The following is a 15,188-nucleotide window of genomic DNA, read 5'->3' on the forward strand; positions in this document are numbered from 1 at the left end:
GACTCCTCAGCGGTGGGAGGTGATGCGGCCCAGCAGAACACAGACCAGCACGGCGAGTACGGCGGCCGCCGCCCCGGGGACGGCGAGGGGAGCTGCGCCCGGGAGGAGTACGGCGGCGAGGGCGGCCGCACAGCAGACGGCGGCCGCGGCGCGCACCGCGCCGAACGCCTGGAGCAGCAGGCCGCTCCACAGCACGACCCCGAGCAGCAGCGCCTCGGCGAGCGCGGCGCCACCCGGTCCGCGGACGCCGTCACCGCGACTGCCACCGCCACCTCCACCGCCACTGCCACCACCGCCGCCGTCCGGCCAGACGAGCAGGACGGCCCCGACGAACAGCAGCAGGGCGCCCGACTGCCCGGCGAGACAGCGCGCCAGGGCGACCGCGACCGCCGCGCGGAAGCCGCGGGTCGTGGTGCTGGCCCGCATCCCGGCGAGGCTGTCCGTGCGGAAGCGGTGCAGGAGGTACTCGGCGGGGCCCATGGCGAGGCTCAGCGCGACGGCGAACGGCGGGGCGTCCAGGGCGACATGCAGCACGAGCACGCCGGTCCCGAGCCCGCACAGCCCGTACGGCACGGAAGCGCCGACCGACGGAGCGGCGGACCGGCGCCGGGTCGGCGCGGGGCTGCCGCCGGTGAGGCCCGCGGGCGGGTGGGGGTGCGACCGGCCTCCGGCCGGGCGTCTGCGCGTGGAGGGCTGGTCACCACCGTCGGCGGCGGACCGGTGGGCGGAGCTCCCCGTCCGAGGGGCGGTGGGAAGCCCGGCGGTGCGCCTTCGCACGGCGGCCGGCAGCCGTGGACCCAGCGCTCGGACGACCACGGCGGCGGGCCGCCACGGGAACGGCGGGGCGGGGGCGTACGGGGTCGCCCCCGCAGGGGATCGGCGCAGGTACCGGGTGGCCGGGCGGCGGCGTTGCCCCGCCACCCGCCACGGCAGACCCCGCGACCCGGCTCGCCCCGCCGGCGACCCCGCTCGCTCCGCTCGATCCATCGGCCCCGTTCGCCGGGCGCGCGACCAGGACGGCAGCCCGCGGTCGTGTGTCAGGACCAGCAGCGCCGTCGCCGCCGCGAGGTAGAGCGACTGGCCCGCGGCGAAGAGGAGGACCGGTGCGTCGCCGGCGCCGACGACCAGCGCCGGGGTCGTGCACAGCAGGACGCCCGCCGGTGCGCCCACCCGCAGCGTGCGCGCCGCCGCGGCGCGGTCGCCGAGGCCGAGCCAGGTGTAGGCGCGGTGGGCCAGGGCCTGGTTCCAGGCCCAGCCGGCCAGCGCCGAGGCGAGCAGCGGCGCGTACGCCGCCGGTGCGCCGAGGACGTAGCCGAGCCCGGGCAGCGCGAAGACCAGACCGCGCAGCAGGCAGGCGAGCAACGTGGGCCCGGCTCGTCCGGGGCCCGGCCCGGCCCCCGCCGGGCCGCCGCGCCCGTCGGCCCCGGCGGACTCCACGGGCACCGCGCGACGTGCGTACAGCTCCTCCGCCAGCGCGAACGAGTCCTCGTGCCCGTAGCGGACGCGTATCTGCTCGTCCGTCAGCCCGTCGGCCTCCAGCAGCGCGGCTATCTCGTCCGGATGCACCGCATCCGCGATGACGTCGTCCAGCCGTTCCGCCAGCTCGTCCACCGCGCTCACCACACGCTCCCGTCCGCCGCGAGCTCCCGGTACCAGGGGTCGCGCAGCTCCACCGTCCAGTCGTCGACCGTCCAACCGGACTCGGCGGGCCCGGCGGACCCGGCCGATGCCCGTTCGCCACCCGCGCCCCCGGCCAGCTCCCGGTAGATCGCGCGGAAGGCGTCCACCGAACGCCGCAGTGTGAAGCGGTCGATGACCCGCTGCCTGGCGCGGCGGCCGAGCTCCGCGCGGCGCTCGCCGTCCCGCAGCAGTTCGACGGCCGCCGCCGCCAGCGCCTCCGGCTCGCGCGGCGGCACGACGAGACCCGTGTCCCCGACGGCCTCCCGGACCCCGCCCACGTCCGTCGAGACGGTGGTCCGGCCGCAGGACATCGCCTCGATGACCGAGAAGGGGAACCCTTCGCTGATGCTGGAGAGCATCACCACGTGCCCGGCGGCGTAGGCACGCGCAACATCGCTGATCCGCCCCTCCCAGTGGATGCCGTGCGCGACGCCGAGTTCGGCGGCGAGCTTCTCCAGCCGGGTCCGGTACCACTCCCCGCCCTCGGGCGCCGCCCCGAACAACCGCAGCCGCAGCTCGGGCAGTTCGCTCCTGGCCAGGGCGTACGCCCGGATCAGCGTCTCCAGGTCCTTGATCGGGTCGATGCGTCCCGCCCAGCTCAGCGTGGGGACGCGGGGTTCGGCTCCGGCGTGCGGGAAGGCCCCGGGGTCGACGCCGTTGTAGACCGTGCGGATACGGTCCGCGTCGGCGCCTCCCCGCTCCTCCCAGCGGCGGTTGTACCGGTTGCAGGGGGTGATCAGATCGGCCCGCCGGTACCCCAGGGTGTTGAGCTGCCGGTAGAAGCCGAGCATCAGCGTCTTGACCGCACGGCGCTGGCCCGCGCCGCGGTAGCCGAGATAGCGCTCGCGCAGGTAGATGCCGTGCTCGGTGAGGAGAAAGGGCACACCGTCCAGGCGTTTCGCGGCGATCGCGGGGAGCGTGGCGAGGCCGCTGCTGACGGCGTGCGCGACGCTGTCCGCGGGCACGGGGACGGCGAGCGCGCGCAGCGCGTGTTCGAGGAGGTCGGTGGCGGTCAGGGCGTCGTGGGCGGTGGGGCGGGCCGCGGCGACCGGCAGATGCGGCATGGTCCATATCCACATCAGGGTGCGGACGGCGTCCTCGGTGCGCAGCGCGGCCGAGAGCCGGCCCGCGCGTGCCTCCAGCGCGAGCGCGTCGATGGCGTCGCCGAAGTCGCAGTGCGCGTCCGGGTCGAGGACGGAGAGCAGGAACCGCTCGTACGTGGCGAGGAAGCGGCGGCGGGCCGTCCTGCCGCGCGGCGCGCGCGGGCGGCCCGGGCGCGGCCCCCACAGCGGCACGGCGGTGTGGCCGTGCACGTTGGGCGGCAGCTCCCAGACGACGGGCTCGCGGCCGCTGCCGGTGAGGGCGGTCAGGGTGAAACCGACCTCGGGCATGCCGCGGACGAGCTGGTCGCACCAGGTGCTGACGCCGCCGTGGGCATGTGGATAGGTGCCTTCGGTGAGCATGGTGACATGACGTCCCTGGCTCATCGTGCTGGGTCCCCCTGCGATGGCGGAAGGCGCGGACGGGGCGCGGTGGACGTGACCGGGGGACGCGGTCAGAGGGCGGGCAGCCGCAGCGTCACCGCGGACTGGAGGAGCTCGGGACCGGTCCACGCCGAACGCTGCCCCGCGTACGCGCCGCCGAAGACGGCCGTGCCGAGCAGGAGTTGCTTGCGGGTGCCCTCGGGGGCGGTGACGGGCACGGAGACCCCGGACGGCGCCTGGACGGTGACCGTGGTGCCGATGCGGTACGCCGTGACCTTGCCGGCGTCGAGCGCCTTCTGCCAGGCGGCGCGGCGGCTCAGCTCCGTACCGACGTCGCGCTGGCGCGGGTTGACGAGCGGGGCGCTGTCGGCGAAGAGGGACCGGTAGTCGCCGAGGATCCGGTCGAGCACCGGGTAGAGGATGCGCTCCTCGGCCAGGTTGGACTGGTGGACGTAGTGCGGGCGCGGGTCGTTGGCGACGACGTGGCCGAGGGCGATCCGGGCCTCCTGCGGCACGATGTACTGCCCGTACCCGGTCGCCGGGTCCAGCGGCTCGTCCAGGCAGATGGAGGCCGGGTTGGTGGCGCAGATGCCGCTGCCGCCGTCGGCGAGGTCCGTGTAGATCCAGTTGTACTCGTCGGCCATCTCGGCGGCCGTGCCCACGTTGTAGTACACGTTCATCGGGTGGCGGGGCACGGTGAGCGCGCTGCCCACCGCGCGCTGCTGCGGCTCGCGGGAGTTGTCGGACGCGACCCACTTGACGCCGTTGTCGGCGAGCGCCGGGGCCAGGTTCGGATTGTCCGCCGACTGCTGCGGCAGGGTCCTCAGCCCCGAGTGCTCGCCGGTGACCAGCTCGCTCCGGTCCACCGGAAGGCCCTTGGCCACGGCCCAGTTGTGGTTGTCGCGGATCTGTGCGGAGATCTCGGACCGGCTCGTCCACCGGGTGTTGCCGGCCGCGTCCTTCGCGCACTGCCAGGGCACGACGGAGACGTCCTGGACGCAGCCGAGGAACGGGTGCGTGTAGGTGTGGTTGATCCACCGGAAGCGGGCCCGGTCGGCGATCAGCTGCGCGGTGAGCGCGTCCGTGCCGCCGTGCTCGGTCTTCCACTCCTCGCCGGCGCCCGCGTTGTGGACCATGTCGAGGGTGAAGCCGCGGGCCTGCTGCCACTGGGCGGCGTACTGCGCGTCCGCGGCGGTCATCCGGATGTCCGGGGTGGTCTGCCCGCCGCCGGGGCCCGCGCAGTCGATGTCGCCGGGGGTGCAGTTGCGCTCGGTGTCCCAGCGGGCGTCGGGCGCGAAGACGTCGTCGACGTGGACCGAGAAGTAGTTGCGGCTCTGGCCGAGGTGGACGCCCTGGGTGAGCCATTCGACGATGCCGCGCGCCAGCAGCCGGAACTGCCGCTGGTGCTGGTTGTACGCAAAGGTCACCACGAGCTCGCGGCGCCCGTCGTGCGCGTACTCGCCGAGCAGGCTGGCCCGGCCCGTGCCGCCGGGCACGGGGGCGTCGACGTAGCTGGTGAAGCCCTCGCGGGGGCGGGCAAGGTAGCCGTAGCTCTCGCCGCTGTCCGGTGCGTTGTCCTCGAAGGTGAGCGGCCCGTCGAGATAGCCGAAGGGCCCGGAGCGGCCGGCGGCGGTCACGGCGGCCGCGGCGCCGTCGAGGGTGCCGGACCAGCCGCCGTCGCTGGTGTAGTCGAGCCCGACGGCCGGGGACGCCCAGGTGTAGGCGTCGACCTGGCGGATGCCGAAGGTCTTCTCGTACGCGACGAGCGCCGCCTGCTCGGCGGCGCCCGCGGCGTCCGCCCCGAACGGCGCCTCGTTCGGCAGCACCACGCCCTGGAACCTGGCGCGCGGCCGGCCGCCGGCGGTGTCGCTCAGGAAGGCCGCGCCGATCCGCGGCCGGCCCGGGTCGGTCAGGTCGAGGACGCTGTACGGGACTCCGGTGCTGCGCAGCTCGGCGGTGACCGCGGCCACGGACGCGCCGCCGTCGTCGACGACGAGGACCCTCAGGTCGATCCGCGGCGCAGGATCGGCGGCCGCGGCGGTCGGCGTGGGCAGCACGGCGGTGGCGAGCAGCGCGGACGCGGCGAGCGCGACCGCGGCCCTGCCGCCGGCCCTGCCGGACCTCTGCCCGCGCGCTCCCCCGGCGCCCGGCCCGTTCGCACCCCGCTCCCGCGCGCCTTCACCCCTCGCGCCGCGCCCCTGCCCGAGACCACCCCCACCGGTGCCGGAACCCGCAGCCGTGCCCGTACCCGTACCCGTGCCGAATCCGTACGCCATCGCGCACCCCCCACCCCTCGACGGCCTCCCCCGCGGAGAAGGCGGGGAGGACCTGTGGAAATCATGCAAAGCAGCGACTTGCTCCCTTGCGTATTCGGGCCGAGTGTGACGTAGAACGGCGGGTCCGTCCGGTAAACGTGTCGGAGACACCACTGATGGGTGAACCGCCGCTGGCGTGAGCGAGCATCATGGGCGCGCGTAGGCTCGTTCCGGCGCTCCGACTCGCCCGATTTACGATGCGCTGGGCACGGCCGACCCCACCTCCTCGGTCGATGGAACTCAACGGAAGCGAGAAATCACCACCGTGACTGCTCTCACTCTCAGCACGGCCGGCGCCGCGACGCTGCGCGCCGACGCGATCGTCGTCGGCGTCGCAAAGGGCGCTGCGCCCAAGTCCGGGGGACTGGTCGTCGCCGCCGGCGCCGAGGCCGTGGACAAGGCGTTCGACGGAAAGCTCGCCACCGTCCTGGAGACCCTCGGCGCCTCCGGTGCCGAGGGCGAGGTGACCAAGCTGCCCGCGCCGTCGGGCCTGAAGGCCCCGGTCGTGGTGGCGGTCGGGCTCGGTCCCGCGCCGGAGAAGGACGAGGCGTACCGGGCGGAGTCGCTGCGGCGCGCCGCCGGTGCCGCCGCGCGGGCGCTGGCCGGCACGAAGAAGGCCGCGTTCGTGCTGCCGATCGAGGCGTCCGAGGACGCCGAGGCGATCGCCGAGGGCGCGCTGCTCGGCGCGTACGCCTTCACCGCCTACCAGGACGGCAACGGCGGCCTCGGCGGCAGCCCCAAGGACGGCAAGGCCGCCAAGGACGCCAACGGCGGCAACGGCAAGAAGCAGCCGCTGGCCGAGGTCGCCCTGGTCGGCGCCAAGCCGCGCGACAAGGCGTACAAGGCCGCGGCCGAGCGGGCGATCGCGCTCACCGAGGAGATCAACCGCGCCCGCGACCTGGTGAACACCCCGCCGAACGACCTCTACCCCGAGTCGTTCGCCGCCGTCGCCACGGCCGCCGGCAAGGAGCACGGCATCAAGGTGCAGGTGTTCGACGAGAAGGCGCTCGTCAAGGGCGGCTACGGCGGCATCCTCGGCGTCGGCCAGGGCGCGGCCAACGGCCCCCGCCTGGTCCGGCTCGGCTACACGCACCCCAAGGCGCAGAAGACCCTCGCCCTCGTCGGCAAGGGCATCACGTACGACTCGGGCGGCATCTCGCTGAAGCCGGCCGGCCACAACGAGACGATGAAGTGCGACATGAGCGGCGCCGCCGCGGTGTTCGCCACCGTCGTCACGGCCGCCCGGCTGGGCCTTGAGGTGAACGTCACCGGCTGGCTGGCGCTCGCCGAGAACATGCCGTCCGGCACCGCCACCCGCCCCGGTGACGTCCTGCGCATGTACAGCGGCACGACGGTCGAGGTGCTCAACACCGACGCCGAGGGCCGGCTCGTGCTCGCCGACGCGATCACCAAGGCGTCGGAGGAGAACCCGGACGCGATCGTGGACGTGGCGACCCTGACCGGCGCCATGGTGCTGGCGCTGGGCCACCGCCGGTTCGGGATCATGGCCAACGACGACGCGTTCCGCACCTCGATCCACGAGATCGCGGAGGAGGTCGGCGAAGACTCCTGGCCCATGCCGCTCCCGTCGGACCTGCGCAAGGGCATGGACTCGCCGACCGCCGACATCGCCAACATGGGCGAGCGGATGGGCGGCGGTCTGGTCGCCGGTCTGTTCCTGAAGGAGTTCGTCGGCGAGGACATCACCTGGGCCCACCTGGACATCGCGGGACCGGCCTTCAACGAGGGCGGCCCGTTCGGCTACACGCCGAAGGGCGGCACCGGCTCCGCGGTCCGCACTCTGGTGAAGCTCGCCGAGCGTACGGCCGCCGGCGACCTGGGCTGATCCGCGTGCCGGGTCCGGGGCGCCGCCCCGGACCCGGCCGACCGGCCGGCCACACCCTGACCGGCGGCTCCGCCACCTCGGCACGGGCATCCCGGCCACGTGGCGAGTGAGCCGAAGGGGCGCGCGGATGCCGAAAGGGAGAGCGCGCGGAGGTCCCGAGGGACGAGGGACCGAGCACGGTCGACCGTCGGCATACGCTGAAGCGCCCCGGAGGCGAACCGAGCCGCCGAAGGACGGTCGACCGTCGGCATACGCTGAAGCGCCCCGGAGGCGAACCGAGCCGCCGAAAGAAAGAGCCCCGCGTCCCGCCTTCCGTCGACAAGTGCGAAGATGGGTTCCCGGCAGGACAGGGCCCCCACCACAGGGCCGAAGATAAGCGGCCGAACACCAGCCGACCGGCCGGTCCACCCCCGAATGGGAAGGGGGGTCCGGCGCCCGGCGCACATGCATGGAGGACGTGACGTGGCGAACGACGCCAGCACCGTTTTCGACCTAGTGATCCTCGGCGGTGGCAGCGGCGGCTACGCCGCGGCACTGCGCGGAGCGCAGCTGGGCCTGGACGTCGCCCTGATCGAGAAGGACAAGGTCGGCGGCACCTGCCTGCACCGTGGATGCATCCCCACCAAGGCTCTGCTGCACGCGGGCGAGATCGCCGACCAGGCCCGCGAGAGCGAGCAGTTCGGTGTCAAGGCCACCTTCGAGGGCATCGACGTCCCGGCCGTCCACAAGTACAAGGACGAGGTGATCTCCGGGCTGTACAAGGGCCTGCAGGGTCTGATCGCCTCCCGCAAGGTCACGTACATCGAGGGCGAGGGCCGGCTGTCGTCGCCCACCTCCGTCGACGTCAACGGCCGCCGCGTCGAGGGCCGCCACGTTCTGCTCGCGACCGGCTCCGTGCCGAAGTCGCTGCCGGGTCTGACCATCGACGGCAACCGCATCATCTCCTCCGACCACGCGCTGGTCCTGGACCGTGTGCCGAAGTCCGCGATCGTGCTGGGCGGCGGCGTCATCGGCGTCGAGTTCGCCTCCGCGTGGAAGTCCTTCGGCACCGACATCACGATCATCGAGGCGATGAAGCACCTCGTCCCGGTCGAGGACGAGAACAGCTCGAAGCTTCTTGAGCGCGCCTTCCGCAAGCGCGGCATCAAGTTCAACCTCGGCACCTTCTTCGACAAGGCCGAGTACACCGAGGACGGTGTGCGGGTCACCCTCGCCGACGGCAAGACCTTCGAGGCCGAGGTGCTGCTGGTCGCCGTCGGCCGCGGCCCGGTCTCGCAGGGCCTGGGCTACGAGGAGCAGGGCGTCGCGATGGACCGCGGCTACGTGCTCGTCGACGAGTACATGCGGACCAACGTGCCGACGATCTCGGCCGTCGGCGACCTGGTCCCGACCCTCCAGCTCGCGCACGTCGGCTTCGCCGAGGGCATCCTGGTGGCGGAGCGGCTGGCCGGTCTGAAGACCGTCCCGATCGACTACGACGGCGTGCCGAAGGTGACGTACTGCCACCCCGAGGTCGCCTCCGTGGGCCTCTCCGAGGCCAAGGCCAAGGAGGTCTACGGCGCGGACAAGGTCGTCGCTCTGAAGTACAACCTCGCGGGCAACGGCAAGAGCAAGATCCTGAAGACCGCGGGCGAGATCAAGCTCGTCCAGGTCAAGGACGGTGCCGTGGTCGGCGTCCACATGGTCGGTGACCGTATGGGCGAGCAGGTCGGCGAGGCCCAGCTGATCTACAACTGGGAGGCTCTGCCGGCCGAGGTCGCGCAGCTCATCCACGCGCACCCGACGCAGAACGAGGCGCTCGGCGAGGCCCACCTGGCTCTGGCCGGCAAGCCGCTCCACTCCCACGACTGAGCTCAGTCAACGGGCGCGACGACGACCACTACCGCACTTCCCCTCGCTCAGCGCTTCGCGCGAGCTGGGGATACCCCACCGTAAGGAGCGAACCGAAACCATGCCGGTTTCCGTAACCCTTCCGGCGCTCGGCGAGAGCGTCACCGAGGGCACCGTCACCCGCTGGCTGAAGGCCGAGGGCGAGCGCGTCGAGGCCGACGAGCCGCTGCTCGAGGTGTCGACCGACAAGGTCGACACCGAGATCCCCGCGCCGGCCTCCGGTGTCCTGTACTCCATCAAGGTCGCCGAGGACGAGACCGTCGAGGTCGGCGCCGAGCTGGCCATCATCGACGACGGCACGGGCGCGCCTGCCGCCGCCCCGGCTCCGGCCGCCGCCGCCGAGGCTCCGGCGCCCGCGCCTGTGGCCGAGGCCCCCGCGGCTCCGGCCGCCCCCGCCGCCCCCGCCGCCCCCGCCGCCGCCGCGCCCGCCGCTCCGGCGGGCGGCGCCGAAGGCACCGACGTCGTGCTGCCCGCGCTGGGCGAGTCGGTCACCGAGGGCACCGTCACCCGCTGGCTGAAGCAGGTCGGCGAGTCCGTCGAGGCCGACGAGCCGCTGCTCGAGGTCTCCACGGACAAGGTCGACACCGAGATCCCGGCGCCCACCTCCGGTGTGCTGCTGGAGATCACGGTCGGCGAGGACGAGACCGCCGAGGTCGGCGCGAAGCTCGCCGTCATCGGCGCCCCGGGTGCCGCTCCGGCTGCCCCGGCCGCGCCCGCGGCTCCGGCTCCGGCCCCCGCCGCTGCGGCCCCGGCGCCCGCTGCCTCCGCCGCCCCGGCTCCGGCCGCTCCGGCTCCGGCGCCCGCGCCGGTCCAGGCCGCTCCCGCCCCGGTCGCGCCCGCGGCTCCCGCGGCTCCGGCTGCGGTCGCCCCCGCCGCCCCGGCGGTGTCCCCGGCCGCGCCGGTCGACGAGGGCGCGTACGTCACCCCGCTGGTGCGCAAGCTCGCCGCCGAGAGCGGTGTCGACCTGTCCACGGTCAAGGGCACCGGTGTCGGTGGCCGCATCCGCAAGCAGGACGTCATCGCCGCCGCCGAGGCCGCGAAGGCCGCCGCCGCTGCCCCGGCTCCGGCCGCCGCTGTGACTGCCGCCGGCCATGCCGCCGCGAAGAAGGCCCCGGCCCTCGAGGTGTCCCCGCTGCGCGGCCAGACCGTCAAGATGACCCGCATGCGCAAGGTCATCGGCGACAACATGATGAAGGCGCTGCACGGCCAGGCCCAGCTGTCCTCGGTCGTCGAGGTCGACATCACCAAGCTGATGAAGCTGCGCGCCCAGGCCAAGGACGCGTTCGCCGCCCGCGAGGGCGTCAAGCTGTCCCCGATGCCGTTCTTCGTGAAGGCCGCGGCCCAGGCGCTGAAGGCCCACCCGGTCGTCAACGCCCGGATCAACGAGGACGAGGGCACCATCACCTACTTCGATTCGGAGAACATCGGCATCGCCGTCGACTCCGAGAAGGGCCTGATGACCCCGGTCATCAAGGGTGCGGGCGACCTCAACCTGGCCGGTATCTCCAAGGCCACCGCCGAGCTGGCGGGCAAGGTCCGCGGCAACAAGATCACGCCGGACGAGCTGGCCGGCGCGACCTTCACGATCAGCAACACCGGTTCGCGCGGTGCGCTGTTCGACACGATCATCGTGCCGCCGAACCAGGTCGCGATCCTGGGCATCGGCGCGACGGTCAAGCGTCCCGCGGTCATCGAGACCGAGGAGGGCACGGTCATCGGCGTCCGCGACATGACGTACCTGACGCTCTCCTACGACCACCGTCTGGTGGACGGCGCCGACGCGGCCCGCTACCTGACCGCGGTCAAGGCGATCCTGGAGGCCGGCGAGTTCGAGGTCGAGCTCGGCCTCTGAACCACTCGGCTGTAACCAGCCTCACGAGCGGCGCCCCTGCCCGGGAGTACTCCCAGGTAGGGGCGCCGCCGTATTGTCTAGAGGTCTTCTCTTCGCGAAGGAGCGCTCCATGACCATGCCCGTCGTCCACTCGCTGCGCGATCAGATCCGCGAGCACATCGTGGAGGGCATCGTCAGTGGCCGCTGGAAGCCGGGCGAGCGGATCGTCGAGCGGCGCATCGCCACGGAGCTGGCCGTGAGCCAGACGCCGGTGCGGGAGGCGTTGCGCGAGCTGGAGTCGCTGCGGCTGATCGAGTCGGCGCCCAACAAGGGCGTACGGGTACGGAATCTGACGGCCGCCGACCTGGAGGAGAGCTATCCGGTCCGGGCCGGCCTTGAGCAGATCGCCGCCGAGCTGGCGGCGGAGCGGCTGGCCGCCGACTGCTCGGCGCTGGAGCCGCATGTGGCGGCGCTGTACGAGGCGGACGCCGCCGCCGACGGAACATCCCAGGTCCGCCACACGGTGGCCTTCCACCGGGAGCTGGTGAAGGCCGCGGGCAACGGGGTGCTGCTGCACACGTGGGAGGGGCTGGGGATCGAGGTCTTCACGGCGCTGTCGATCCGCTGGCTCGGTACGAAGCAGAAGTCCTACGCGGAGGAGCACGAGGCGCTGGTGGCGGCCTTCCGCCGCCGGGACCCCCAGATCGGTGCCCTGGTCAAGGCCCACGTCCTCGGCTGCGCGCCTCGCGCGTAGCGCGTCCGGCGGAGGTTGGCCGGGGTGCGGCGTTCGCCGGTGGGTGGCGGGGTGTGGCCCCTCCGGGCTCGACTCCTCGGGATCGGCGGCCTTACCTCTGTTGTGTTGGCGGCCGGTGCTCGCCGCCAACTCCTGCGGGGCCGACCCTGCACGGCCCCACCCCGAGGCGTCGATGCCGAGTGCGAGCCGTCGTCACTCGTGGTCCCGTGGCTGGGGCCGTCGGCCCACGTATTCAGCCCCTCCGGCGTTTGAGGCGCGGGGGTTCGGGGGCAGCGCCACCGAGGAACGGGGGTCTGGGGGCGCAGCCCCAGTTCGGGAAGGGGCGGGGTGGGGTGAAGGCCCCGCGCAGCGGCCAACCCCCGACCCCGTGCAACACCGCCCGGTGAGGGGCAAGCTCACTCGCCCGGGAACGGGGGCCTTGTGGGGCGGAGCCCCGCTCAGACGGCACGGCACCGGGTGCACGGATTCGCGGCACCCTGTGCCGACTTTGGCGATCTGGCAAAGTTTTTCGCTCAACACTTTGATCGATCATCGATCGTCAGCTTAGAGTCGACGACGGACTCACCAGTCCACGGCCCCGTCCTGCCAGACAAAGGCCCTTTCTCCACCCCCTCCCACTCCGGAAGGCGGCGATCATGACCGACCCCGCAGCCAGCAAGCTTCCGCGTCCGAGCGAGCTCGACCAGCTCCCGGACCGTGACGCCGAGGAGACCGCCGAATGGGCGGCCTCGCTCGACGCCGTCACGAAGGCTGCCGGCCCGCACCGCGCCGCGTACCTGATGCGGCGGACCCTCCAGCACGCCGAGGGTGTGTCCGGGCTCGATCTGCCCAAGCTTCTGGAGACGGACTACGTCAACACCATCCCCACCGCCTCCGAGCCCGCCCCGGCCGGTGACGAGGCGATGGAGCAGCGGATCACCGCCTGGAACCGGTGGAACGCCGCCGCGATGGTCACCCGCGGCTCCAAGTACGGCGTCGGCGGCCACATCGCCACCTTCGCCTCCGCGGCCTGGCTCTACGAGACCGGCTTCAACCACTTCTTCCGCGGCAAGGAGCAGGACGGCTCCGGCGACCAGCTCTACATCCAGGGCCACGCCTCCCCCGGTATCTACGCCCGTGCCTTCCTCGACGGCCGCCTCACCGAGGCGCACCTGGACAACTTCCGCCAGGAGTCCGGCGGCAACGGCCTGCCGTCGTACCCGCACCCGCGCCGGCTGCCCTGGCTCTGGGAGTTCCCGACGGTCTCGATGGGCCTCGGCCCGCTCTCGGCGATCTACCAGGCGCGCTTCAACCGCTATCTGACCAACCGCGGCATCAAGGACGTCTCCGCCTCGCACGTGTGGGCGTTCCTCGGCGACGGCGAGATGGACGAGCCGGAGTCGACCGCGGCGCTCGCCCTCGCGAGCCGCGAGGGCCTGGACAATCTGACCTTCGTCATCAACTGCAACCTGCAGCGCCTCGACGGCCCGGTCCGCGCCAACTTCAAGATCGTGCAGGAGCTGGAGGCCCAGTTCCGCGGCGCCGGCTGGAACGTCGTGAAGTCGCTCTGGGGCAACGCCTGGGACGAGCTGATCCAGCTCGACACCACGGGCGCCCTGGTCCGCCGCCTCCGCGAGGTCCCGGACGCGCAGGTCCAGACGTACCAGACCCGCGACGCCGCCTACATCCGCCAGGACTTCTTCGGCGCCGACCCCGCCCTCGTCGAGATGGCGAAGCTGCTCTCCGACGACAAGATCCTGGAGTGCTTCCACCTGTCCCGCGGTGGCCACGAGCCGCGCAAGGTGTACGCCGCGTACAAGGCAGCCCTGGAGTTCAAGGGCGCCCCGACGGTGATCCTGGCCCAGACGGTCAAGGGCTTCACGCTCGGCGAGGGCTTCGCGTCCAAGAACGCCAACCACCAGATGAAGAAGCTGACGGTGGACGAGTTCAAGGCGATGCGCGACCTGCTCGGTCTGCCGATCGCCGACTCGGCCTTCGCCGACGGCCAGGTGCCCTACGGCCACCCGGGTGCGGACTCCCCCGAGGTCCGCTACCTCCAGGAGCGCCGCGCGGCCCTCGGCGGCCCCGCCCCGGCCCGCCGGATGCACGCGGTCGCCCCGCTGCCCGCGCCCGCCGAGAAGGCGTTCGCCGCCTTCGACAAGGGCTCCGGCAGCCAGTCGGTCGCGACGACGATGGCGTTCGTCCGGCTGATGAAGGACCTGATCCGCGACAAGGAGACCGGCAGGCGCTGGGTCCCGATCGTCCCGGACGAGGCCCGCACCTTCGGCATGGAGAGCCTCTTCCCCTCGCTCGGCATCTACTCGCCGAAGGGCCAGACGTACGAGCCGGTCGACCGCGACCAGCTGATGTACTACCGCGAGGCCAAGGACGGCCAGATCCTCAACGAGGGCATCACCGAGGCCGGTTCGATGGCCGACTTCATCGCCGCGGCGTCGTCCTACGCGACGCACGGCGAGACGATGATCCCGTTCTACATCTTCTACTCGATGTTCGGCTGGCAGCGGACCGCCGACCAGATGTGGCAGCTCGCCGACCAGCTCGGCAAGGGCTTCCTCGTCGGCGCCACGGCCGGCCGTACGACCCTGACCGGTGAGGGCCTCCAGCACGCCGACGGGCACTCTCCGGTGATCGCGGCGACGAACCCGGCGGCGCTGACGTACGACCCGGCCTTCGCGTACGAGGTCGCGGCGATCGTCAAGGACGGTCTGCGCCGTATGTACGGCGAGGCCCGTCCGGACGAGGACCCGGACGTCTTCTACTACCTCACCGTCTACAACGAGCCGATGCCGCAGCCCGCGAAGCCGGAGGGCGTCGACGAGGGCATCGTCCGCGGTCTCTACCGCTTCAAGCGGGGCGAGGGCGCTGCGGGCGACCCGCGCATCCAGCTGCTCGCCTCGGGTACGGCGATCCACTGGGCGCTGGAGGCGCAGCAGCTGCTGGCCGCCGAGTGGGGCGTCACGGCCGACGTGTGGTCCGCGACCTCCTGGACCGAGCTGCGGCGCGACGCCCTGGAGGCCGACGAGGCGCTCCTGCGCGGCGAGTCCCGGGTGCCGTACGTACGCCAGGCGCTGGAGGGCGCCGAGGGCCCGGTGCTCGCGGTCAGCGACTACATGCGCCAGGTGCCGGACCAGATCGCCCAGTGGGTGGAGCAGGACTGGTCCTCGCTCGGTGCGGACGGCTTCGGCCTGTCGGACACCCGTGAGGCGGCCCGCCGCCACTTCGGCGTCGACGCCCGGTCGATCGTGGTCGCCGCCCTGGCCCAGCTCGCCCGCCGCGGCGAGGTCCCGGCCTCCGCGGTGAAGGACGCCCGCGAGCGCTACGGTCTCTGACCGAGGCCGCCGGAGGGGGCTCCGATCCGGAGCCCCCTCCGGCATGTCCGGGGGACACG

The 15,188-nt window shown here is 73.0% G+C and carries 8 protein-coding genes; 5 read left to right on the top strand and 3 right to left on the bottom strand.

Annotation, left to right across the window (positions count from 1 at the left end; translation table 11 throughout):
- Positions 1-6 precede the first annotated feature (6 nt).
- The 3 genes from KK483_RS08670 to KK483_RS08680 all read right to left on the bottom strand — a co-directional run bounded on the left by KK483_RS08670 (position 7) and on the right by KK483_RS08680 (position 5,440).
- A complete protein-coding gene (locus KK483_RS08670) occupies positions 7-1,620 on the bottom strand; it encodes a hypothetical protein (RefSeq protein ID WP_262004627.1) in 1,614 nt (537 codons plus the stop codon).
- A complete protein-coding gene (gene pelF / locus KK483_RS08675; protein WP_262004628.1) occupies positions 1,617-3,167 on the bottom strand; it encodes a GT4 family glycosyltransferase PelF in 1,551 nt (516 codons plus the stop codon). Before pelF ends, KK483_RS08670 begins: the two co-directional genes overlap by 4 nt.
- Positions 3,168-3,235: 68 nt before the next feature.
- A complete protein-coding gene (locus KK483_RS08680; RefSeq protein ID WP_262004629.1) occupies positions 3,236-5,440 on the bottom strand; it encodes a hypothetical protein in 2,205 nt (734 codons plus the stop codon).
- 304 nt (positions 5,441-5,744) lie between these two features.
- Between KK483_RS08680 and KK483_RS08685 the strand changes: the two genes are divergently transcribed.
- The 5 genes from KK483_RS08685 (at position 5,745) to aceE (ending at position 15,129) form a co-directional block, all read left to right on the top strand.
- Positions 5,745-7,325, top strand: coding sequence for a leucyl aminopeptidase (locus tag KK483_RS08685; protein ID WP_262004630.1), 1,581 nt, complete (start codon positions 5,745-5,747; stop codon positions 7,323-7,325).
- A gap of 462 nt (positions 7,326-7,787) precedes the next feature.
- A complete protein-coding gene (gene lpdA / locus KK483_RS08690; RefSeq protein ID WP_262004631.1) occupies positions 7,788-9,176 on the top strand; it encodes a dihydrolipoyl dehydrogenase in 1,389 nt (462 codons plus the stop codon).
- A gap of 100 nt (positions 9,177-9,276) precedes the next feature.
- A complete protein-coding gene (gene sucB, locus KK483_RS08695) occupies positions 9,277-11,067 on the top strand; it encodes a 2-oxoglutarate dehydrogenase, E2 component, dihydrolipoamide succinyltransferase (RefSeq protein ID WP_262004632.1) in 1,791 nt (596 codons plus the stop codon).
- A gap of 109 nt (positions 11,068-11,176) precedes the next feature.
- Positions 11,177-11,800 carry a GntR family transcriptional regulator gene (locus KK483_RS08700; RefSeq protein ID WP_262004633.1) on the top strand — a complete coding sequence of 208 codons (624 nt, stop codon included), beginning with the start codon at positions 11,177-11,179 and terminating at the stop codon, positions 11,798-11,800.
- A 635-nt stretch (positions 11,801-12,435) separates the two neighbouring features.
- The gene (gene aceE, locus KK483_RS08705) at positions 12,436-15,129 is read left to right on the top strand and encodes a pyruvate dehydrogenase (acetyl-transferring), homodimeric type (protein WP_262004634.1); all 2,694 of its coding nucleotides are present in this window, start codon (positions 12,436-12,438) and stop codon (positions 15,127-15,129) included.
- Positions 15,130-15,188: the final 59 nt, after the last annotated feature.

The sequence above is a fragment of the Streptomyces sp. FIT100 genome, assembly GCF_024584805.1.
Classification (GTDB): domain Bacteria; phylum Actinomycetota; class Actinomycetes; order Streptomycetales; family Streptomycetaceae; genus Streptomyces.